The organism is Longimicrobium sp. (genome assembly GCA_036389135.1).
Lineage (GTDB): Bacteria > Gemmatimonadota > Gemmatimonadetes > Longimicrobiales > Longimicrobiaceae > Longimicrobium.
In genome coordinates this window covers 38,291-61,312 of sequence record DASVQP010000027.1, presented here as the reverse complement: position 1 = coordinate 61,312, position 23,022 = coordinate 38,291, and the positions used below count along the sequence as shown (strand labels likewise).

14 protein-coding genes are annotated in these 23,022 nt (G+C 69.5%); 7 read left to right on the top strand and 7 right to left on the bottom strand.

Annotation, left to right across the window (positions count from 1 at the left end; genetic code table 11):
• Positions 1-1,878: 1,878 nt before the first annotated feature.
• The 7 genes from VF584_05690 to VF584_05660 form a co-directional block, all read right to left on the bottom strand.
• Positions 1,879-2,802: an MlaD family protein gene (locus VF584_05690; protein HEX8209659.1), complete on the bottom strand. Its 924-nt coding sequence runs from the start codon at positions 2,800-2,802 to the stop codon at positions 1,879-1,881.
• A gap of 71 nt (positions 2,803-2,873) precedes the next feature.
• Positions 2,874-3,650, bottom strand: a complete 777-nt coding sequence (locus VF584_05685) for an ATP-binding cassette domain-containing protein (GenBank protein ID HEX8209658.1) — start codon at positions 3,648-3,650, stop codon at positions 2,874-2,876.
• 11 nt (positions 3,651-3,661) lie between these two features.
• Positions 3,662-4,516 carry an ABC transporter permease gene (locus tag VF584_05680; GenBank protein HEX8209657.1) on the bottom strand — a complete coding sequence of 285 codons (855 nt, stop codon included), beginning with the start codon at positions 4,514-4,516 and terminating at the stop codon, positions 3,662-3,664.
• A gap of 339 nt (positions 4,517-4,855) precedes the next feature.
• Positions 4,856-8,215: an efflux RND transporter permease subunit gene (locus VF584_05675; GenBank protein HEX8209656.1), complete on the bottom strand. Its 3,360-nt coding sequence runs from the start codon at positions 8,213-8,215 to the stop codon at positions 4,856-4,858.
• Positions 8,216-8,227: 12 nt separating this feature from the next.
• A complete protein-coding gene (locus tag VF584_05670; protein ID HEX8209655.1) occupies positions 8,228-9,337 on the bottom strand; it encodes an efflux RND transporter periplasmic adaptor subunit in 1,110 nt (369 codons plus the stop codon).
• A complete protein-coding gene (locus tag VF584_05665; protein ID HEX8209654.1) occupies positions 9,334-10,983 on the bottom strand; it encodes a TolC family protein in 1,650 nt (549 codons plus the stop codon). The genes VF584_05670 and VF584_05665 overlap by 4 nt, the downstream gene beginning before the upstream one ends.
• Positions 10,984-11,045: 62 nt before the next feature.
• Complete coding sequence (locus VF584_05660) at positions 11,046-11,528, bottom strand: MarR family transcriptional regulator (protein ID HEX8209653.1); 483 nt, start codon at positions 11,526-11,528, stop codon at positions 11,046-11,048.
• Positions 11,529-11,718: 190 nt separating this feature from the next.
• Here VF584_05660 and VF584_05655 point away from each other — a divergent pair, with 190 nt between their 5' ends.
• From VF584_05655 to VF584_05625, 7 genes are all read left to right on the top strand, one after another.
• A complete protein-coding gene (locus tag VF584_05655; protein HEX8209652.1) occupies positions 11,719-12,885 on the top strand; it encodes an AAA family ATPase in 1,167 nt (388 codons plus the stop codon).
• A gap of 2 nt (positions 12,886-12,887) precedes the next feature.
• Positions 12,888-15,353 (top strand): MarR family transcriptional regulator, encoded by a 2,466-nt coding sequence (locus tag VF584_05650; GenBank protein ID HEX8209651.1) that lies wholly within the window; start codon positions 12,888-12,890, stop codon positions 15,351-15,353.
• 141 nt (positions 15,354-15,494) lie between these two features.
• On the top strand, positions 15,495-18,410 hold the full coding sequence (locus VF584_05645) for a PAS domain-containing protein (protein ID HEX8209650.1): 2,916 nt from the start codon (positions 15,495-15,497) through the stop codon (positions 18,408-18,410).
• A 157-nt stretch (positions 18,411-18,567) separates the two neighbouring features.
• The gene (locus VF584_05640) at positions 18,568-19,374 is read left to right on the top strand and encodes an FtsX-like permease family protein (protein HEX8209649.1); all 807 of its coding nucleotides are present in this window, start codon (positions 18,568-18,570) and stop codon (positions 19,372-19,374) included.
• Entirely contained in the window at positions 19,371-20,543 is a 1,173-nt protein-coding gene (locus VF584_05635; protein ID HEX8209648.1) for an ABC transporter permease, read from the top strand. Before VF584_05640 ends, VF584_05635 begins: the two co-directional genes overlap by 4 nt.
• Before the next feature lie 279 nt (positions 20,544-20,822).
• Complete coding sequence (locus VF584_05630) at positions 20,823-21,521, top strand: ABC transporter ATP-binding protein (protein HEX8209647.1); 699 nt, start codon at positions 20,823-20,825, stop codon at positions 21,519-21,521.
• Positions 21,518-22,936 carry a hypothetical protein gene (locus VF584_05625; protein ID HEX8209646.1) on the top strand — a complete coding sequence of 473 codons (1,419 nt, stop codon included), beginning with the start codon at positions 21,518-21,520 and terminating at the stop codon, positions 22,934-22,936. The genes VF584_05630 and VF584_05625 overlap by 4 nt, the downstream gene beginning before the upstream one ends.
• The last annotated feature ends 86 nt before the right edge of the window (positions 22,937-23,022 follow it).

The following is a 23,022-nucleotide window of genomic DNA, read 5'->3' as shown; positions in this document are numbered from 1 at the left end:
GGCCTTCACGGTTAGCCCCCCAGCAGTACGCTGCGCCGTCCGCGGTGAGGCCGCAGGTGTGGAACATACCGAGGCTCACATCGCTGAACCGCAAGGCGCTTGCGACGACGACTGGCGTCTCGGAGTAGTCGTCCGGCGCGGAGCCGCTGCCGAGTTGACCCAGTCTGTGCGCGCCCCAACAGTTGACCCTTGCGTCTGAATCGAGTCCGCAGCCGTGCCCTGTGCCGACCGCTACCTGGGACAAACCGGTACTCGTTCGACGGACAGGTCTCACGGTTTGGATATTGCCTCCCCAGCAATAGGTGACGCTGGAAGCAGTCGTAGCGCACGTCTCGCCGCCAGCGCGCACATGCTGCACAGGCTCCAGGACTGCTACGGAAGAGGGAAGCAGGGTACAGCGAAGATCGTATCCGTCCGCACAAACATCTGGGGTGTGTGCGCCGCCAGTCACTGCGTAGGAAAAATTGTCACCCCAGCAGAGTACGCGTCCCTCATCGGTGACTCCGCAGGTATGCGCATCCCCGGCCGCAAGATCTATGAACCGGTGATTGCCAGTGGTGCGCACCGGAGTCGTGCGACTGGAGGTGGTGCCGTCACCAAGCTGCCCCCACCGATTGTCCCCCCAGCAGTGCACCGCACCTTCCATGGTCAAGCCGCACGTGTGCACCTGACCTGCAGCGAGCGATATGAACCGAACTCCGGTCTCAACGCGGACGGGGTGGTCGGCTCCACGAGTGGTGCTTCCGATGCCTAATTGACCAGAATTCTGGAGCGGTCCGGTCGCGCCCCAGCAGTATGCCTCGCCCGCCGCTGTCAGCGCGCATGTATGATAAAAACCCACCTCAATTGACTTGAACTTCCGTCCACCTTGAACCAGAACGGGGATAGAACTGTTGACGCTGGCACCGTTACCCAGCTGCCCGTCTGTACCGCGCCCCCAGCAGAGTGCAACGCCAGAAGCACTGACCGCACAACTCGTCTGGCCCCCGGCCGAAATTGCAACGAGGGGCTCATCCACCGTTCCGGGTTCTGCGGGGTTCCGGCACCCGAGCATTCCAGATGCGGTGATAGCCACAACAATGAGCTTCCGGAGTGGAGAGATGTGCATCATGCGAGCTGATTGTTGACTCGTGGATCCCACCCCCCGGTTGAGGGTCGGTCGCGCACTCGCGCCTCGTTCTCCCAACAGTCCCGGAGGGTTGAACGAGGAAAGAGCAGCGATTTTGACGTGTTTGGAGGTACGGACGATAACGGCGCTACAAAGTGGGCGCAAGGTGAGCGACTCAGTGCAGGTATCCGCCCGCATTGTTTCGCATTGGCTTCGGCCTTCTTTCCTTCGTCTCGCGCTTTACGTGTCGGGAACGTGGCAGCGAGACCGATGCCGCGGACCGGAATCAGCGGCACCTCCACCAAGGCTTGGCGGGGGCGTACTTCTCGTCGGAGGTGCATGGACGGCGCGGGGGAAGGCACGCGCAGCCACGCGGGGCGGCCTCTACGGCGTCCGCGCGTAGAGCGGTGGTCGCGATGGGGGCGAGGGCGGGCAGACACGCAGGTCTGCCCTTGCGGAGGCGCGGGGGTCGAGGCAGGCGGAGGGCGGGCGCGATGAATCGCGCCCCTACGGATCGGTGCAGGGGGACGGGCGGCGGAGCAGCCCGAGACACGGGCGCGATGTATCGCAGCCCCCACGAGATGGGTGCGCCAGACGAAACCGGAGGACCGGCACGGGTGCACGCAAACGCCCCTCCCCCGCGTTTTGGGGGAGGGGCAGCGAGGAACGAGCGGGGAGAGGGCCCGCAAGCCGGCGAGACGCGCGGAGTTCTCTCCCTCGCCCGCCCTGCGCCCCCGCAGGCGGGGGAGGGGGCCGGGGGGAGGGGGCGGTTAAAACACCCGCAGGTTGATGTACTTCTTCGGGTTCGCCTGGATGTCCTCCGCCAGGGTGCCGTAGCGCGTGGCGGTGGTGTTGATGTTCTGCGCGGCGGCGTTGAGGTTGTTGTAGAGCGACTCGTCGCGGCTCAGCTTCCCCAGCGTCCCCTCGCCGCGGTCAATGCGGCCGGCGATGCTCGCCATCGACTCGCCCGCGGCGTTGAACGAGCGGGCCGCCGCGTCCATCCGCAGCGAGATGGAGTCGGTGCGGGCGATGGCGCGCGCCAGCTCGGGGCGCGTGGCGGCGCCCTCGACGCCGGCCGCCGAGCGGCGCAGCGAGCCGGAGACGCCCTGCAGCTCCCGGCGCTGCTCGGTGGCAAGCGCGCTGAGCTCCGCCAGCATCGCCTGCAGCTCGACGGCGCTCGTCTGCACCGCGCCGATCGTCTGCTGGCTCAGAAGGGCCTGCGCCCGGCCCAGGACGGTGTCCGCCCGCGTGCCGACGGCGGTCGCGGTCGCCATGATGTCGCTGGCGCCGGCGCCGGACGCGTCGGTGGAGGGCAGGATGCCGCCGTCGGCCAGCTTCTGCGGCGAGCGGCCCGGGAGGATGGTGGCGACGACGCCGCCCAGCAGCCCGTTGCTGCTCAGGTACACGCGCGAGTCGGACGGCACGGGGTACTCGCCCTCCAGCTCCATCCGCACCCGGACGCCGTTGTCCTGAATCTCGAAGGAGCGGATGCGCCCGACGTTCACGCCCCGGAGCTGCACCGGGTCGCCCTTTCGGATCCCGCCCGCCGTCTCCACCAGCGTGGAGACGTAGTACCGGCCGCGGAAGGTGCCCGGGTCGGTGAGCAGGAAGAGGGCGAAGAGCACGGAAAGGATGCCCACCAGCACGAAGATGCCAACCTGCACTTCGCGGCGGGGAGTGCGTGCGACGCTCACGGTGGCGAGGTCCTCGCTAGGGATTCGGTTGCGCGGGGCCGCCGGGGCCCCGCCATCTGCACGCTGTATCATTATACTGCCTCAAGCAGGTCTGCGTCGGGAACGTCGCGCTCCAGGAACGCCCTCACCAGCGGATCGCGGCTCGCCCGGAACTCGTCCGGCGTGCCCACGAAGCGAATCTCCCCGTGGTCCAGCATGGCCACCCGGTCGGAGATGGGGAGCGCCCCCTCGATGTCGTGCGTCACGATGATGGAGGTCACCCCCAGCTCCCCCGCCAGGCGGGCGATCAGCCGGTGGACCACCGTTGCGTTGACCGGGTCGAGCCCCGTGACCGGCTCGTCGTACAGCAGGATCTGCGGGCGCGACACGATGGCCCGCGCGATCCCCACCCGCTTCCTCATCCCCCCCGAGAGCTCGGACGGGATCTTCCCCAGCACCGCGTTGGGGTCCAGGTTCACGTGCTCCAGCGCGTCCACCACGCGGCGCAGCACCTCCTCCTCCCCCGCCTCGCGCTGCTCCCGGTCGCTGAGCCCCTGCGACACGTTCTCGAACACCGTCATCGAGTCGAACAGGGCGGCGTTCTGGAATACGTACCCCACCTTGCGGCGGATCTTGTCCAGCGTGCGCTTGGGTGCGCCGACGACCGAATCGCCGTCGATCACCACGTCGCCGTGCTCGGGGTGGATCAGCCCGATGGTGGTCTTCAGCAGCACGCTCTTGCCCGTGCCGGAGTGCCCCACCACCGCGATCGTCTCCCCGCGCCCCACCCGCAGGTTCACCCCGGCCAGGATGGGCCGGTCGAAGCGCTTGTGCAGGTCGCGGTACTCCACCATCGGCGAGTCGTCCATCGCGCCCTCCATCAATTGAGCAGGAGGGGCGGGAAGAGCGCGTCCAGGAAGAGGACGGCGAGCGTCATCAGCACCACCGCGCTCGTCGTGGCCTTCCCCACGCCCTCGGCGCCGCCGCGGGTGGTGAGCCCCATGTGGCTGGCGATCAGCGGGATCACGAAGCCGAAGACCACGCCCTTGCTGAGCGAGTAGAAGAGGTCCCAGCTGTGCCACCAGAGCTGCGCGCCGTACAGGAACGCGTCCGGGCTGAGCCCGATGGTGGCCTGCGCGGAGAACATCCCGCTCAGAATGCCGGCAGTGTTGGCGAGCCCTACCAGGCAGGGCACCACGATGACGCCCGCGATGATGCGCGGCGACACCAGCGTGCGCACCGGGTCGCGCCCCAGCGAGTGGAGCGCGTCGATCTGCTCGGACACCTGCATCGTCCCCAGCTCGGCGGTGATGCGCGCGCCCACGCGGCCGATGAGCACCACGGCCGTCATGATGGGCCCCAGCTCCAGCACCACCGACGAGGTCACGATGCTTCCCAGCACGTACAGCGGCACGGAGCCGGTGAACTGGTAGCCGCCCTGCTGCGAGGTCACCACGCCGGCCAGCATCCCCGTCACCAGCACGATGGGCACCGACGACACGCCCATCCAGTACATCTGCCGCACCACCTCGCGCAGCGGGATGCGCCCGGTGAACAGGTACACGACCGTCTGCCACACCAGCGAGCCGATGCTCCCCAGGTTGGCGAGCAGGTTCTCTGCCCCGCGCCCCAGCCCGCCGAGCCCCTTCTCCACCGGCCGCAGCGGGCGCACCCTGGCGCGCTGCCGTGCCTCGGGGAGCGTGGCGTGCTCCGTGGCCTCTCTCTCCGCCTGCATCGCCTTTCCCCGTATAAGGATCTGGCCCGCAAAAGGCCAGCCGCTATCGTCACTTCCCGTCCAGCCCCGCCCCCCTCCACGCCCGCCGAAGCTAAGCCCCGAATTTACAACAGATTACACCTAAACGCAACGGGAACAACCGTTTAGCTCGCCCTCACCCCCGCTCGTTCCTCGCTGCCTGTTTGCCTCGCACCGATCCCGGTGGGGCCGCCCCACGTGGCTGCCCGTGCCATCCCCCGAACCGCCGCCCGCCGCCGGCGCGTTGTGCTCCCCCTCTCCCGAGAACGAGAGGGCACCCTCTCCTGTTTTCGGGAGAGGGGGCCGGGGGGTGAGGGCCCCTCAGTCCCCCGGCACCGCCTCCGGCTCCAGCACCGTCACCCGCCGCGGGCGCTCGCCGGCATCGTGCCCGCCGCCGTGCGCTCCGGCGGCGTGCGTGGACTTGCGCCCAAAGAACGCCATCGTGTTCTCGCGCAGCTCGTCCAGGATCTCGTAGAACGTCGGGATGGCGATCAGGGTGAGCAGGGTGGAGGTGATGGTGCCGCCGATGACGGCCACCCCCAGCGGCGAGCGGAACTGCGCGCCCTCGCCCGTCCCCAGCGCCACCGGGATCATCCCCGCGATCAGCGCGAAGGTCGTCATAAGGATGGGGCGCAGCCGGATGGCGCCGGCCTCGATCAGCGCCTCGCGCCGCGGCAGCCCCTTCTCCTGCGACCAGATGGCGAAGTCGATCAGCAGGATGGCGTTCTTGGCCACGATCCCCATCAGCAGGATCACGCCGATCATGCTCATGATGTTGAGCGTGTTCCCCGTGATGCGCAGCCCCAGCATCACCCCCACCAGCGAGAGCGGCAGGGAGAACATGATGGGGAGCGGGTCCAGAAAGGAGCCGAACTGGACGACCAGGATCAGGTACATCAGCATCACCGCCACGCCCAGCGCGAAGAAGATGCGCCCGAACACCTCGTTCTGGTCCTCCGTCTCCCCACCCTGCGACACCTGGTAGCCCACGGGGACGTTCACCTTCTCCAGCCGCTCGGTGATCCCGGCGACCACGTCGGTGAGCGGGACGCCCTCCGTGTTGGCTTCCACGTTGATGACGCGCTCGCGGTCTAGGTGGCTGATGACGGCGGGGCCCAGGTTGCGCTGCACGCGGGCCACCTGCCCCAGCGGCACGGATACCGGCCCACCCGCGCCCGTGGGGGGGAGCACCAGCGGCACCGCCTCCAGGTTGGCCGTGCGGCTGCGCGCCTCCGCGGAGAAGCGCACGTACACGTCGCGCGTCTCGCCCGAGGGGTCCACCCAGTCGCCCGCGTCGATCCCGGCGAAGGCGGGGCGGAGAGCCTGCGCCACCTGCCCCGCCGTCACGCCCAGCGAGCCCGCCAGCCCGCGGTTCAGCTCCACCGTGAGCTCCGGGCGCTGGCCCTTGGTGGAGAGGCTGACGTCCACCGCCCCGGGCACCTGCTTCACCTCGCCCATCACCTGCTCGGCGAGGGTGTTGAGGGTGGCCAGGTCCGGGCCGCGCAGCTGGATCTGGATCTGCTTCTGGTTGCCGAAGCCGCCCGTGGCCAGCGCCGCCTGCGCGCCGCCGATGCGCTTGGCCTCTTCGCGAAGCTCGGCGGAGATCACCTCCTGCCCGCGCTTGCGGTCGCCCTTGGGGGTGAGGCGCACGTAGACCGTCGCCTCGTCCACCGCGCCGCCGCGCCCGCCCACCGTGGTGTACGTGTAGCGCACCTCGGGCTTGGCGCGGGCCAGCGCCGCCACCTCCTCGGCCTTCATCTGCGTGTAGGCCAGGTTGGAGCCCGGCGGCGTGTCGATCTCCACCATGAACTCGCTGCGGTCGTCCTTGGGAAAGAACTCGCCGCCCAGCTTGTAGACGACGGGCACCATCCCCGCGGCCATCATCCCCACCATCAGCGAGCCCAGCACCACCACCGCGCGCCCGATCCCTCCCAGGACCTTCGCGCGGCGCCTGCGCCCGATGGGGACGAGCGGGGCGACGACCGAGGCCAGCAGCGCCATCGCCAGCACCACGGCGAAGCCCAGGATGCCGGTGGCGGGGATCTGCAGGGCGCCCAGGAACATCCCCAGCGCCAGCATCACGATGAACAGCCGGTGGTCCAGCGCCCACCCGATCACGCCGCGGTAGCGGTGCGCCTGGTGGTCGAACCAGCGGTTGAAGCGGTCCAGCGTGCGCGTGATCCACCACTTCTCGTTCTCGGGGACGTGCGGGTCCGGCCAATAGGCGGAGAGCATCGGGTCCAGCGAGAACGACACGAAGAGCGACACCAGCACCGAGCAGGCGATGGTGAGCGCAAAGGGCGCGAACCACTGCTCCGCCAGGCTCCCCATGAAGGCGATGGGGACGAAGACGCAGACGATGGAGAACGTCGTGGCCGCCACCGCCAGGCCGATCTCGTCCGTGCCCTCGCGCGCCGCCGTGTAGTGGTCCTTACCCATCTCCACGTGGCGCACGATGTTTTCTCGCACCACGATGGCGTCGTCGATCAGGATGCCGATGGCGAGCGAGAGGCCCAGCAGCGACATCGTGTTGAGCGTGAAGCCGAAGGCCCACACCGCCGTGAACGAGGCCAGCACCGACACCGGCAGCGCCAGGCCCGTGATGATGGTGCTGCGCCACGAGTTGAGGAAGATGAAGACGACCAGCACCGTGAGGAGCGCGCCCTCGAACAGCGTCTCCTGCACGTTGTCCACCGAGTTCTCCACCCGCTCGCCCGCGTTCTGCACCACGTCCAGCTTCACGCCGGCCGGCAGCGTCTTCTGAAGCTCCGTGATCTCGGCCAGCACCCGCTCGGCGACTGCGGTGGTGCTGTACCCCTGCGACTTCACCACCTCGATCCCCACCGCGGGACGACCGTTGAAGAGCGCCACCGACCGCGCCTCCTCGGTGCCGTCGCGCACGCTGGCGATCTCGCCCAGGCGGATGATCTGCCCGCCGCGCTGCGCCACCACGAGCTGCGAGAACTCGGCGGGGTCCGCAAGGCGGCCGCGCAGGCGGATGGTGCGCTCGTCGAGCGCGCCGTTGATGCGCCCCACGGGTGCGGCCAGGTTCTGCGACTGCACCGCCTGCACCACCTGCGGGATGCCGATGCCCGCCGCCTGCATGCGCTGCGGATCGACCTCCACCGTCAGCTCGCGCTCCACGCCGCCCACCACGTTCACCTCGGCCACGCCCTGCAGCCCGCGCAGCTGCCGCGTGACGCCGGGGTCGGCCAGCCGCGTGAGCTCGGGGGAGCGCAGCGCCTCGGACGAAAGGGTCAGCGAGACGATCGGCTGGTCGTTCGGGTCGAAGCGGGTGAGGATCGGCTCCTCCATCTCCGGCGGCAGGTCGCCGCGGATCTGCGACACGGCGTCGCGGATGTCCTGCGTGGCCTGCTGCAGATCCTTTTCGAAGTTGAACTCCACCAGGATGGTGCCGAAGCCGTCCAGCGACTGCGAGGTCACGCGGTCCACGCCGCTGATCCCGGCGATCGCCTCCTCCATCGGCTCCACCACCTCGCGCTCCACGATGTCCGGCGAGGCGCCGGGGTACGGCACGGCCACGTTGACGATGGGGGGCGCTACCTCCGGGAACTCGTCGGTGTCCAGGTTCCAGAGCGCAAAGAGACCGAACACCACAAGCGCCAGCATCGTCACCACGGTGACGACGGGCTTCTTGATGGCGAAATCCGAGATGAACATGGCGCGCTCTCCTTACCGGGCCGGGGCGGCGCCCGCGGCGCGCACCCGTACGGGAGCTCCCGGCGTGGTGCCGACCGCCGCGCCCACCAGCACCGTGTCGCCTGGCGCCAGCCCCGTGATCACCTCCACGCGGTCCGTCTCCGAATCGCGCGCGCCGAGCTGCACCGTCACCCGCTCCGCCTTGCCGGCGCGCAGCCGCAGCACGCTGGGCGCTACGCCGCGCTCGTCCACCGCGTCCGCCGGCACCGTGACCGCCTGCCGCGCCCCCGCCTGCACCCGCCCCTCGGCGAAGAGGCCGGCGACCAGCACCCCGTCCTGGTTGGGGATCGTCACCACCACCGGGATCTGCCGCGTGGCCGGGTCGGCCGCGGGGGAGATGCGCTGGATGGTGCCGGTGAAGGTGCGCCCCGGGTACGCGCTGATGGTGAACCTCACCGGCGTCCCGATGCGAAGCGCGCTGAGCTGCTCCGCCGGCACCGCCGCCTCCAGCCGCATGCTGCCGGGGTCGATGATGGTGAAGAGCGGCGTCCCCGGCTGCACCACGTCGCCCGCGCTCACCGGCCGCGCGCTCACGATGCCTGATATCGGCGCGGAGATGATGGTGTTGGACTGCTGCTTCCGCGCCTGCGCCAGCCGCGTGCGGGCGTCGGCGAGCTGCGCCTGACCCGTCGCCAGCTGAGTGCGCGCCAGCTCAAGGTCGCGGTCCGCCACGGCGCCGGCCTGGTTGAGCGTGGCCGCGCGCTCCGCGTTGCGTTGCGCCGTGCTCACGCTGATCTGCGCCGACCTCACCCCGGACTGCGCCGAGATCACCGCGTCGCGGATCGCGGAGTCGTCGATGCGCCCCAGCGTCTGCCCCGCGCGCACTGGCTGCCCGCGGTCCGCCGTCACCTGTAACACGGTCCCGCCGAGCTGCGCCGTCACCGTCGCCTCCCGCTCCGCCGCCAGCGTGCCGGAAAGCGTGGGCCCGGACGACACCTCGCGGGTGGACACGACCTCGATCGCCTCCGGTCCCAGCACGATCTCCGCCGGCCCCTTGGCCACCGCCGCGTCCGACTCCCGCCCGCACGCCGCAAGCACCAGCACCGACGCCGCCGCGAAGCCGCGCATTCCTCTATTCCTCATTGACCGCCTCCGGTAAACGCCGCCTGTGTGGGATCCGTCGCGGGCGGCTGCTGCTGTCGCGGCCGCTGCTGTTGTGTGTTCTGCCCCGCGCCCGAAGCCGGCATGCGCGCCGCGCCGCCCAGGTTGAACGGGAGGTCGGGAAGGAGCGCCAGCCTCACGCGCGCCACCGCCAGGTCCCGCGCGGCCTGGGCGCGGTTGGCCTCCGCCTGCTGCAGGAGGATGCGCGAGTCCGCCACCTCGATCTGCGTGGAGATCCCTTCCCTGTAGCGGATCTCGGCGATGGAGTACGCGCGCCGCGCCTGCTCCACCGTGCCGGTCGATGCCTGCCACGACGCCTGCGCCGCCTCCAGCTGCTCCAGCGCGGTGCGCGTATCGAGTGACGCCGCCTCGCGAGTCTGGCGGTACTGCGCCTGCGCCTCGGCAAGGTTGGCCTCGGCCACCAGCCGCTCGCCGCGCAGCCGCCCGCCGGTGAAGATGGGCACCGAGAGCCCCGCCCCCACGCTGGCGTTGGTGCGGAAGTCGTCGTACGCGGGAAGCACTTCCTGCGGGAACGCCACCCGCCCGTAGCTGAAGGTCAGCGCCACGCTCGGCAGCGAGGCCGCCCGCGCGATCCGCCGCTGCTCCTCCTGCACGCGCACCGCCTCCGCCGCCTGCCGTACGGGCGCGCGCAACGCGGTGGATGTGTCGCCCAGCGCCCCGTCGCGGCTGGCGAAGCGCGCCACCGACACCGGCCGCGCGTCGTCCAGCGGCGTGGTGAGGGTGATGGGCGCGTCGGCCGGAAGGTCCAGGAGCTGCTTGAGGCGCAGGTACGCCAGGTCGCGCTCGGCCCGGCGCTGGATGAGCACCGGGCGCAGGTTGTCGCGCGAGACCTGGGCGCGCAGCAGGTCGAACTCCGGCTGGTTCCCCACCTGCCGCGCGAGCGTCGTCTGCCGCAGCGTCGTCTCCGCCTGCGCCAGCGTCGCCTCCGCGATGTCGACCAGCTGGTTGGCGAGCCCCGCGTCGAAGTACGCCTGCGTCACGTCCAGGGCGAGCTGCGCGCGCTGGGTGCTCAGCGTCACCTCGGCCACGCGCCGCCCCGCGTCCGCGATGCGGTTCTGCGCGTTGAGCGCGCCGCCGTTGAACAGGTTCTGCTGCGCCGTCACCCCGTAGCGCCAGGTGTTCTCGCTGCCGAAGCCGGCGCTGCTGAGCCCCGCGAAAGGGTTCGCCCCCTGCCCCGCGCAGCGCAGCCGCTGCTCCAGCGAGTCCACCCGCTGTGCAATGGGGAGCGCCGGGTTGGGCGTGTACGGCCCGGTGGGCGGCGGCACGGGACACCCGGCGATCGAACCCGTTCCCGTGGTGTCCCCACCGGCGCCCCCGAACCCCGCGAACTGCGAAGCCAGCGTGCGCGAGTACGACAGGTTCCCGGCGATCTGCGGAAGCCGCTGGCTGCGCGCCTGCAGCACCTGCCCGCGCGCCCGCGTCACCCCGGCCCGCGCAACGGCCACCGTCTCGCTGGCGTCCTCGGCCACGCGCAGCGCGTCATCCAGCGAGAGCGTCGCGCCGGCCCCGGGTCGCCCGGCCACCGGCGTCTGGGCCGCCAGCGGGGGCGCGAATGCAAGTAGGAAGAGGGCGGCCGCCGCGCGGCGATACCCTTTATGCGATCTCATGTCTGAACGTTTCGTCTCAAGGTTTCGGGGCGAGGCCGAACCACCGGCCGCGCTGTTTCGCGTCACGCCGCATCGCCCGCGGTGCGGCGGCTGGCGCGGCGGGTCTCCTTCCACTCCTGGATCAGTCCTTCCACCCGGTCCACCAGGAGCCGGTGGAAGCGGGCCGCCCCGCACAGGCGCTCGCACCCCACGGCGCGGTCGGCGGGGAGGCTCTCGCGGGCCTCGTCGAAGAGCTGGATCATGTCCATCCAGCGCCCCTGCGCCACGCGGAGCATCCTCTCCCACGGATCGTCGCCCGCGCGGTAGAAGTCACGCCGGTCCCCCAGCGACGACACCCGCTCGATGAGCCCCAGCGACTCCAGCATGCGCGCGTTGGTGCTGACGGACGCCTTGCTCGCCTGCAGCTTCTCCGCGAGCTCGTCCAGCGAGTACGCCCGGTCGCCGATCAGCAGGAGCCCGAACATGCGCCCGGCCCCGCGGGGCATCCCCTCGCGCTCGCAAAGGAGCCCCATCCGCTCCACGAACTGCTGTACCGATCCTTCCATTCGCTCACCGGGTCAGGGGATTTCGAGGACCGCAAACTATAGCGTTCGTTTCGTTCAGTCAATACTGAACGAAGTGAAAACAAATGTTGTGGCGTCCTCCGACCAACGCAGCCCCTTGCTTGCGAACGACGCTAGTTATACGTTGAAATCAACGTACAACGGTTTCAACGTACGATGGGAGATCCCCGTTATGAGAGCGAACCCAGGAGGTCAGATCGCACCATCGGAGGTAATCGGCCGCGGCGCGCTAATCGATCGCCTTTGGAAGGTCCTGGACCGTCAGAGTGTTCTGCTCACGGCCGAGCGCCGGATCGGCAAGACCACCGTGTTGAAGAAGATGAAGCTTGAATGCCCTTCCGGCACGCTCGTCTTCTACCGCGATCTCGAGGGAGTGCGAACCCCTCTGGAGTTCGTGCAGAAGGTGGTGGAGGACGTCGACAGCAGTCTCAGTGCCCGGGATCGTGGCAAAAGCCGCGCACGCGCACTGATGGGCGCGCTAGCAGGATTCGAGATGGGAGCCGTCATCAAGTTCCCCGCCTTCGATGACCAGGATTGGAAGGCGCTCCTCGACGCGACCATCGCGGATCTCGCGAGCTTCCAGAAGCAGCAGGTCCTCTTTTTCTGGGACGAGATCCCGCTGATGCTCTACAACCTCAAGGCGCGCTTCGGGGAGGAGCTCGCGATGGACGTACTGGACTCGCTGAGGGCGCTCCGCCAGCACCACGCGACCGTTCGGATGGTGTTCACCGGGTCAATTGGGCTGCACAACGTGCTGTCGTCGCTGAAGCGCGGCGGTTACGCGAACGATCCGGTGAACGACATGCTCACCATCGACATGCAGTCACTCTCGGAATCCGACGCAAGGACGCTCGCGCGGCGCCTGGTCGACGGCGAGCAGCTCACGTCCGCGGACCCCGATGCGCTCGCCGGGCATATCGCGGAGGCAGTGGACCGGCTCCCGTTCTACATCCACCACGTCGTCGACAGCCTGACGGAGCGGGACGACCACAGTACCGCGGCCGTGGATGCGATCATCGAGGAACGCCTCGCCGACGCGCAGGACCCCTGGCACCTGCGCCACTACGTGGAGCGTATCCGCACGTACTACGAAGGTGAAGCCATCGATGTCGCGTTCGCGATTCTCGATCACCTCGCGACCGCTGAAAATGCGGTTCCCTTCGCCGAGCTGCGCAATGCCGTGGACGCACAGCATACCGGAATCGCCAAGCAGGACGTTCACGACACGCTCGACCTCCTGAAGCGCGACCACTACGTCGTGCAGAATCCGCGCGACGGCACGTACTCATTCCGCGTCCCCATCATCCGCCGCTGGTGGCGCCTTCATCGAGGCCTCTGACAATGGTCACCTTCCTTTCGCACTTCACCCCGAGCATGATGCCCGAGGACGTGATCGAGCGGATCTTCGTCCAGCGCAAACGCCTGGCGAGCCGCCTCGTTACCCTCGTCCGCGAAAGCGTCCTCGGCACCGCCAAGCACCACACACTGATCGTCGGCCCACGCGGCATCGGCAAGACGCACCTCGCGTCCCTCGTCTACCACCGTGTTCGCGCCATACCCGAGCTGGCGGACCAGATTCGGATTGCGTGGCTGCGCGAGGAGGAGTGGGGGATCGCGTCATTCCTAGATTTCGTAATCCGAGTCCTGCGCGCGCTGGATGAGGAATATCCGCAGGTTGGGATGGCCCCGAGGATTGACGGGCTCTTCGCGCACAAGCCGGAGCAAGCCGAACGCGAAGCCGTCGCGTTGCTGGACGAGTTCGTTGGCGACCGCACAGTCTTCCTGCTCACCGAGAACCTCGATCAGTTATTCGAGGGGCTGGACGACGTAGGGCAGCAGCAATTCCGCGCGTATCTGCAGGACCGCGCTTCGTGGACCATCCTCGCGACCGCACCGGGTCTGTTCAGCGGGATCTCCCTCCAGAGCTCGCCATTCTACGGGTTCTTTCGAGTCCGCCACCTGAAGGAGCTCTCGGTCGATGAGGCGATCGAGCTCCTCCAGAAGATCGCGGAGCTCAGCGGTCGCGAAGACCTGGCCTCTTTCGTCAGCACCCCGGTCGGGCGCGCACGAATCCGTGCGGTGCACCACCTCGCGGGGGGCAACCATCGGATCTACGTCATCTTTTCCGAATTCCTCACACGCGAGACCCTGGACGAGCTGGTGGATCCATTCCTGACCACGATGGACCACCTGACGCCGTACTACCAGGCGCGGATGCAGTCACTCTCGCCGCAGCAACGGAAGGTCGTCGACTTTCTGTGTGAAATCCGGCACGCCGTCCCAGTAAAGGAGATCGCGCAACGCTGCTTCATCACGCAGCAGACGGCATCCGCCCAGCTCAAGTTGCTCAAAGAACGCGGCTTCGTCCGCTCCTTCAGCGTGGGCCGCGAATCGTACTACGAGCTTATGGAGCCTCTGCTCCGCCTCTCACTTGAGGTGAAGAAGCAACGAGGAGAGCCGATCCGCCTGTTCGTCGACTTCCTGCGATACTGGTATACAAAAGCCGAACTGGAGAAGCGGCTGCAGTCCACCGAAACAATGAACCCAATGGACCGGGAATATTTCTTTCGCGCGCTGAATGAATGGGATATGACCTCGTTTTCCCAGGACAACCAAATCCGCGCGTGGGAAGAACAATTTTTGAGATCCAGCGATCAACGAGATTTTCCGCAGGCGTTGGAATTCGCCGAACTGCTCGTTCACATGCGGGGAGCACCTACCGATTACATGCGCAAAGCAGATAGTTTATTCAATTTGCAGCAGTTTGAGCAATGTCTAGAGTGCCTTCAGGAAGTAAGCAAATTAGATACTAACCAGCGAGTATTAACCCGTCTTATTGGGATCGTGTACATGGCAATGAGGCGGTTTGACGATGTGCTCCAACTCGTGATGGACACGCCTGAGGCGGAGAAAGACCCGTGGTTCCTTCGGATACGAGGATCTGCTCTTGCGTCTGTTGGGCGTACTATTGAGGGTGTTGAAGCTTACACCGAGGCCATCGCTCTAGAAGAAACCGCACACACGAGAGCACTACTTGGAAAACTACTGCTCGATATGGGGAAATTAGAGCAGGGGGAGTTGCAACTTCTACGTGCGGTCGAGCTAGACCCAAACGAATCGCTTGCATGGATAACATTAAGCAGCGTTGAACATGCCCGGCACAATCCAGAGGCGGCAGCAGACGCATCTGTAAGAGCGGCTGAACTCGCGCCCGACGATTTCGTCATCCAGGCATTAGCGGGTTACTCACTGGAGCTCGCAAATAAACGGAGCGAAGCAATCGCACGATATCAGAGGGCAATGGAGCTGACACCGGGAGGCCGTCCGCTGCAATTCCGCATCTCTAAGCTCCTAGCCGACAGCGGAGAATGGGAACAGGCGCTCTCCGCTCTTGCCATAATTCCGATAAGGTTGGAAGAGACTACAACTGATCTGGGGGCTAGTGAAGAAATACTGAAGCGGTGGCTAGAAGCCCGATCGAGCTCACATTGGAGCGGCGAGATGGCGTCGGTCGCGGGGCTCTACGCGCAACGCGGTCTGCTCCCTATCCTCTCAACCGCAGTTGTGAAGTCGTTGGGAGTGATCGCAAATACTGTGATCGCACCTGACGCGTTGCGGGAGTGGGTCCGCCTCTGGAACTCGCTCGCCGGGACGTATCCAGAGCTGGAACTTGGAGTACGGCTGCTAGACGCCGGCGCGGAGTACCACATTACCGGAGACCCGCGCCACCTCCTCGACCTCGCGTCGGAGGAGCGAGCGATGGTGGAGAGCATCCCAGGCATCCGACCGCTATCAGAACTGACCTGACGCGTTCCGGCTCAAGCTGGGACCACAGAGGCATGTAGGCGATTCTTTCTCGGTGCGTCCGTCCCTCCGTGCGAGATCACGGGTGGCCGTCTTCTTGCCACCACACCGCCGGTTCCGTCACGCACACCCTGGCCCCGCGCCATGCCCAGCCCAGAAGCCCGCCACCGCGACCACGAAGCGCGCTACGGCGCCGCGCGTGAAGGCGTGTGCGTGCTGGCGCCGGACTGGCGCTTCCGCTACGTAAACGCCTCGCTGCTGGAGATCCTCCACCTGCTGGGGAAGCGCGAGGGGGTGTCGTCGCTGTGGGATGCGCTCCCGGGGTGGCGCGGGACGCCGGAGGCCGAGTCGCTGGAGCGGGCGATGGAGGACCGCGCCGCCGTCTGCTTCCGTGTGGCGGGCGCGCGCGGGGCCGGGCGCACCTGGGAGGTGGAGGCCGAGCCGCTCCCCTCCGGCGACCTGCGCGTTCACGTGCGGCACGCCACCCCGCGCGCCACTCCCGCGCCCGAAACGGCCGCCACGCGCGAAGCGCGCCTGGCATCGATGGTCGCCCACCTCCCCGTCGCCGTCGCGCTGCTGGATGCGGAGACGCTGGAGGTGCGCGAGGCCAACGCCGCCTGCCACACCCTGCTCACCGCCCCCTGGCGCGCGCCGGGCTCGCTGGCGGGGCACACGCCGGCCGAGATCGTCCCGGGCTGGGCGGGGTCGGAGGCGGAGCAGCGGGTGAAGCGGGTGGTGGAGACCGGCGAGCCGTGGGAAGTGGCGGAGCTCCGCGTGCCTCCCACCGGGCCGCGCCCGGTGTGGCTGCGGCTGAACGTGCGCATGGTGGACGTCCCGGACGGCCGCCGCCACCTCCTCGTCGTCGCGGTGGAGGTGACGAACCCGGTGCGCGCCCGCCGTGCGGCCGAGGCGGAGCGGCGGGCCCTCTTCGACATCCTCGACACGCTGCCGGTCGGCGTGGTGGTAGCGTGGGCGCCGGAGGGGAGGATCGCGTACGTCAACCCCGCGGGCGCCAGCCTGGGCGGGCGCACGTCGGAAGAGCTGGGCGACGACGACGCGGGGAGCTACCTGGCGCACTGGCCGCTCCGCACCCCCGCCGGCGAGCCCTTTGACCCGGAAGATATCCCCCTGGTTCGCGCCCTCCGCGGCGAGGCGACGCCCGAGGTGGAGATGGTCATCCCCCTGCCGGACGGAAAGGAGCGCACGGTGCTGGGGATAGGCGTGCCGCTGCGCGACGCGGCGGGGGAGGTGGACCGCGCAATGGTCGCCTTCTACGACATCACCGAGCGGCTGCGGCTGGAGCGGGCGCTGATCGAGCGCCAGGTGGAGGCCGAAGCCGCCGCCGCCGACGCCGCCCTGCGCGCCGAGGAGAGCCGCGCCCTCCGCGAGATCGGGCGCCTCCTGGTGTCCGAGCTGGACCCCGCGCGCGTGCTGGATCTCGCGACCCGCTCCGCCATGGAGCTGTTGGGATCGCGCGGCGCCTACGTGAACGCGGCGCGCGGGGACGGCAGGGCGCGCGTGGGGCCGGCGCTCGGCATCATGGCGCAGGTGAACGGGGCCGTCTTCCCGCTCGCCGGCTCGTCGCTGGAGATCGTGCAGCGCGAGGGGCGCACCCTGGTCTACAACTCGCCGGGCGAGATCCCCGGCGGCACGGGAACGCTCGCGACCTTTCATCGGCTGGGCGTGCGCAACGTCATCCTGGCGCCGATGCGCGCCTTCGGTGAGTCGTTCGGCGTCCTCGGCGTGGTGGACCGCGCCGAGCCCTTCACCCCGGAAGACGTCCGGGTGCTCGAGGCTCTGGCCGACTCCGCCGCCATGGCGATGCACAACGCCCGCCTCCTGGCAGGCGAGCGGCGTCGCGCCGACGAGAGCCGCGCCCTTCTCGCCGCCGCCGAGGCGCTCTCCTCCACCCTCGACCCCGCCGAGGTGACGGCGCGCATCGTCGGGATCGCGGAGGAGCTGACGGGCGCCGCGGGTGCGGGGCTGACGCTGGTGACGGGCAAGGCGCAGGACCGGGTGAGGACGGCCGTAGCGACCGGGCCGCTGGTGCCCATCCAGGGGCTGGAGGGGGTGCTGGCGGGCTCGCTCACCGAGCAGGTCCTCCGCGGCGGCGCGCCGCTCATCCTGGACACCGGCGATCCCGACGCGCCCGCGCCGCTGCGTAACCTGTCACAGCTCGGTGTAGGCGTGCTCGCCGCGGCGCCGCTCCGCGTGGGCGACGAGGGGCTGGGCGTGATCGCCGTGGTGAACCCGCCGGGCGCCCCCGCCTTTACCGGCGAGCACCTGCGCCTCCTTTCGCTCCTGGCGAACCACGCCGCCATCGCCGTGCGCAACGCGCGGCTGTACGAGGCGGCGCAGGAGGCCAGCCACGCCAAGAGCAACTTCCTGGCGACGATGAGCCACGAGCTGCGCACCCCGCTGAACGCGCTGGAGGGGTACGCCTCGCTGATGGCGGACGAGATCTACGGCGCCGTCAACCAGCGCCAGGCGCACGCCCTCTCGCGGATGCGGGCGTCGCAGCGCCACCTCCTCGGCCTCATCGAGCAGGTGCTGGACGTCGCGCGCCTCGAAGCCGGCGCCAAGCGCCCCGAGCCGGAGGAGGTGAACCTCGTCTCCCTCGCCGGCTCGGTGGTGGACGCCCTGTGCGGCGCCGCCGAGCGCAAGCACCTCACGCTTCAAATCGAATCCGAGGCCACCCCCCGCATCCGCACGGATCTGGGGATGGTGCGCCAGATCCTCACGAACATGGTCGGCAACGCGCTCAAGTTCACCGAGCATGGTGGAGTGGTCGTGCGCGTCCGCCCCCACGACGGCGGCGTGGCGGTCGAAGTGGAGGACACCGGCCCCGGAATCGCCGCCGAGCACGTGGAGCGCGTCTGGGAGCCCTTTTACCAGGTGGAGCCCACGATGACGCGCCGCGAGGGCGGCACCGGCCTGGGCCTCCCCCTGGCACGCGAGTACGCGCGCATCCTGGGCGGTGACCTCACCGTCCGCAGCGCCCCCGGCACCGGCAGCACCTTCACCCTTACCCTCCCCCACCACCTGCCGCCCGACCCATAACTTATCACGAGACGGTAGGGTCAGACCTGCGGTGCCTGCCCACCCTCACCTCCCTCCTGACCCCCGCCCTCCGCACCGCCCACTGCATCCACCAACCCCCCGCTGGACGTACCTGCTTTTCACCGGCTAGCTTCCCCCGCATGACCGAGAGGACCCTTTGCTCCTGAGCCTGGCGCTCGCCGCGGCACTGGCAGCCGATCCCGTGCCCGGCCTCCTGATCGAGCGACGCGTGGCCGAGACCGTACCGCTGCAGGTGGGCGACACCGTCCGCGTGCGCGCCCTGGCTAGCGGCCACCCACCGCGCCCCTTCGTCGTCGCCGGCATCTTTGAGCGCGCCGCGGACCCCAACCGCATCGCCCGCAACGACCTCGAGGTCCGCTTCCACCTGCCCGACCTGGAAGCCCTCCTCCCCAACCACGACCGCGTGGACCGCTTCGCCGTGGTGCTCGCCCCCGGCGCGCGGGGCGACTCGGCGGCGCGGTGGATCGAGACGACGGCGCTCGGCACGCGCGCCTACTCCAGCACGGGGCTGGCCGAGCGCACCAGCGCCACCTTTGCCGTAGTCTCCCGCTTCCACGACGCCATCGGCATCGTGACGATCCTGGCAAGCGCCATCTTCCTCCTCTGCGTGATGGTGATTCGGGTGGACGAGCGGCGCCGCGACATGGGAGTGCTGCGGCTGATCGGGGTGAGCCGCGGCACCGTCTTCCGCGCCATCGTGCTGGAGGCGATCGCGATCGCGGTGGTGGGGAGCGCGGCAGGGGCGGTGCTCGGGATGATCGTGGCGCGCATCGTCAATGCCTACTATGCGCAGGTCTACGACACCACGCTGCGCTTCGCACTTGTAACGCCTCGCATCGTCGTCCTGGCGGCGCTGCTGGGGCTGGCGCTGGGCGCCCTGGCGGGAGCGCTCGCCGCCTGGCGCGTGGTGCAGGTCGCGCCGCAGAAGCTGGGGGAGCGGTGATCGTAGCCGCCTCGCTGCGCGCGCTGGGGCGCCGCCGCGGGCGCACGGCGCTGGCGCTGGCGGGGATCGCCGTGTCCGCCGCGCTCCTGCTGGACATGACCATGCTCGCCTCCGGCCTCACCCGCTCCTTCGGCGAGCTGCTGGGGGTGAGCGGCTATGCGTTACGCGTAACGCCGAAGGGAATCCTCCCCTTCGATAGCGAGGCCGGCATCCCCGGTGGCGACGCGGTGGGCGCGCGCATCGCACGCATCCCGGGGGTGAAGTCCGTCGCGCCGGTGCTGGGCGCGCAGTTCCGCGTGGTGCGCGGCGACTCCGCCGGGGCGCCGCTCTTCACCACGGGGATAACCCCCGGCGCGCAGTTCCTCTACCGCATCGTGGAGGGCCGCGAGCCCGGCCCTGGCGAAGTGGTGGTCAGCGAGCCGATGGCGCGGCTGGACGGCATCCGCGTGGGGAGCACGCTGCTGCTCGCGGGCGCGGACGTGTCGCTGGGGCGCCGCGACACGCGCACGGTGCGCGTGAGCGGCGTGGGCGACTTCCTGTACGACTATGCGGAGCAGCGCTCCCTCGCCATGCCCATCGGCGAAGTGCAGCGGGCGACGGGAAGGCCCGGCGAGGTCTCGCTCTTCGGCGTCGCCGTCGCCGACGGGGCGGATGGCGACGACCTGGCGCGCCGCATCGCCGCCGCGATCCCGGAAGTCACCGCTCTCTCCACGCGCGAGCTGATGCGCGAGATGGACCGGCGCCTCCTCTACTTCCGCCAGCTCGCCACCATCCTGGGGAGCATCGCGATGGTGGTGACGGCGCTCCTGATCTCCACCATCGTCACCATCGGCGTGCGCGAGCGCTTCGGCGAGATCGCGACGCTGCGGGCGATCGGCGTGGCGCGCGGCCGCATCCTGCTCGCCGTGGTCACCGAGGGACTCGTCCTCGCCGCCGTCGGGTGCCTGGCCGGCCTCCCGCTGGGCCTGTGGATGGCACGCCGCCTGGACCGCATCCTCCTCTCCTTCCCCGGCATCCCCGCCCGGATGACCTTTTTCGCCTGGGAAGCCGAGCGCGTTGCCCTCGCCATGGGCCTGGTGATCGCCATCGGAGGGCTGGCCGGGTGCATCCCCGGCCTCGCCGCCGTGCGCTCCGCGCTCTCGCAGGCGCTACGGGAAGAGGCGGAGTGAGGGGCCCCTCACCCCCCCAGCCCCCTCTCCCGATAACAGGAGAGGCTGGCGCCTCTGTTACCGAGAGAGGGGGGAGCGTATCGGCGCATCATCGGCACCTTTGCGGGTCCCGGAGGAGCGCCGGGGGAGTGCGACGGGCCCCGAAGAGCACACCGATCTCCGCCCTCCGCCCCCTCTCTCGATGACAGGAGGGCGCAGCCCTCTCCTGTTATCGGGAGAGGGGGCTGGCGAGTGTAACGAGCCGGGGGTGAGGGCACCCCGCATCAACCAGGGTTACAAGTGACAAGCCAGCCACGCCACGTGATCGAGGCGCGCGGTATCATCAAGGAATACCCCTACCAGGGCGACGCCGTGCGGGCGCTGCGCGGGGTGGAGGTGGACGTGGCCGCCGGCGAGATGGTGGCAGTGGTGGGGCCGTCGGGGTGCGGAAAGAGCTCCCTGCTCAACGTGCTGGCCGGCATCGATCCGCCCACCCGCGGGACCGTGCGCCTGCTGGGTGAAGACCTGTACGGGCTGGAGGAAGGGGCGCGCTCCCGCCTGCGGCTGCGGAAGGTCGGCTTCATCTTCCAGCGCTTCCACCTCCTGGCCGTCCTCAGCGCCGCGGAGAACGTGGAGCTCCCCATGGCCGAGGCCGGCGTCCCCAAGCGCGAGCGCCGCGACCGCGCCCGTGAGCTGCTCGACTACGTGGGGCTCGGGCACCGCACGGGCCACCGCCCGCCGCACCTCTCCGGCGGCGAGCAGCAGCGCGTGGCCATCGCGCGCGCGCTGGCGAACCGGCCGGAGGTGATCTTCGCCGACGAGCCCACCGGCGAGCTGGATCGCCGCACCGGCGCCGAGATCATCGCCCTCTTCGCGCGCCTCAACGGCGAGGGGACGACGCTGGTCGTCGTCACCCATGACGCCAAGGTGGCCGAGAGCGCGCCGCGCGTGGTGGAGATGGCGGACGGGCTGGTGGTGAGCGCGGGAGAACGCCCGTGATCCTCCGCCTGGCGCTCGCCGAGCTGCGCAATCGCCCGGGGCGCGCCCTCTTCCTGCTGGGCGGCTACGCGCTGGGCGTGGCGGTGATGGTGGTGCTCCTGGCCGTGGGCGAGGCGATGCTGGAGCAGGCGCGTGACAAGGAACTCGTGGGCGGCGGCGACGTGGTCGTCGTCCCCTCCGGCGTAAGCGCGGAGATGCTCAAATCGGGCGGCGTCGCTTCGCTCTTCCTGGGAATCGACCACGCGCGCTTCATCCACCGCCAGGTGCTGGAGTCGCCGCGCGCGCGCCAGGAGCACGGCGTCGTCGCGGCGTCTCCGCTCCTGGACGGCAAGCAGGTGGAGCTGTTCGCGCGCGGCCGGGTCTGGAAGGCCGTCGGCACCGGCGAGATCCCCTCGCGGGCGCGGGCCGCGCGGGCGCTCCCCGCGCTGCTGAACGGCAAGTGGGACGACTCGGACGCGGACCGCGCATGGGCCGCGCCCACCGCCGACCAGCTCTTTCGCGAGATCGACCACTTCCACCAGCCCACCGGCGATGCGGCGCGCGACAGCACCTGGGCGGAGTGGCACTACTTCAACGTCGTGCTGGACGAGCGCCGCTGGGTGTACCTGACGCTGGCCGTCGGCGGGCGCGTGGGGACGCCGGGGCAGTGGGGCGGCCAGATCCTGTTGACGCTTCGCGAGGCGGACGGCACCCACCGCTCCCTCACCCGCAACCTCACCGACCGCGAGATCCGCTTCGACACCGCCTCCGCCGACCTGCGCTTCGGCGAGCGCGCGGGGGTGAAGCAGGAGAACGGCGTCTACCACGTCACTGCTGATGCGGGCGGCGCGCGCGTGGACCTTCGCGTCACCCCCGCTCCGCGCCGCTACTTCCCCCCCACCGACCTCGGCGGCGCGGCGCTCGTCTCCGGCTACGTTGCCCCCGCCCTCTTCGCCCGCGCAGAGGGGACGGTGTGCCTTCCCCGCTGCGAGGCGGTGCGCGGCGCGCAGGCGTACCACGACCACAACTGGGGCGTGTGGAGGAACGTGTCGTGGGAGTGGGGCTCCGCCTCGGGCGAGGAGATGTCGCTCCTCTACGGCGTCGTCCGCGGCGACTCCACGACCACCGAGGGCCTCTTCGCCTACCTGGTGGATGCGGACGGCGTTCGCGGCGTGCACCGCCCCGGCCCCATCCGCTTCACCGAGTCGCAGCCCTCCCGGTCCGCCGGCCGCACGATCCAGGTCCCCCGCCGCTTCCACTTCGAGGACCCCTCCACCGCCCTCCGCGTGGACGTCGAGGTCGCCTCCGTCCACCTCACCGACCGCGAGCGCCCCCGCCGCCGCCACTTCGTCCAGATGCGCGGCACCGCCACCATCCGCGAGCGCGGGCGGATCGTCGCGCGGCTCCCCGGTTTCTTTGAGACGTACGTGGATTGAGGCCTGGCGAGTGAACTCGCAGCAACAACAGCACAAAGTCCGCCTGCGCGGACTGGGGGGCGAGATCAGCTCGGGTACCCCAAGGC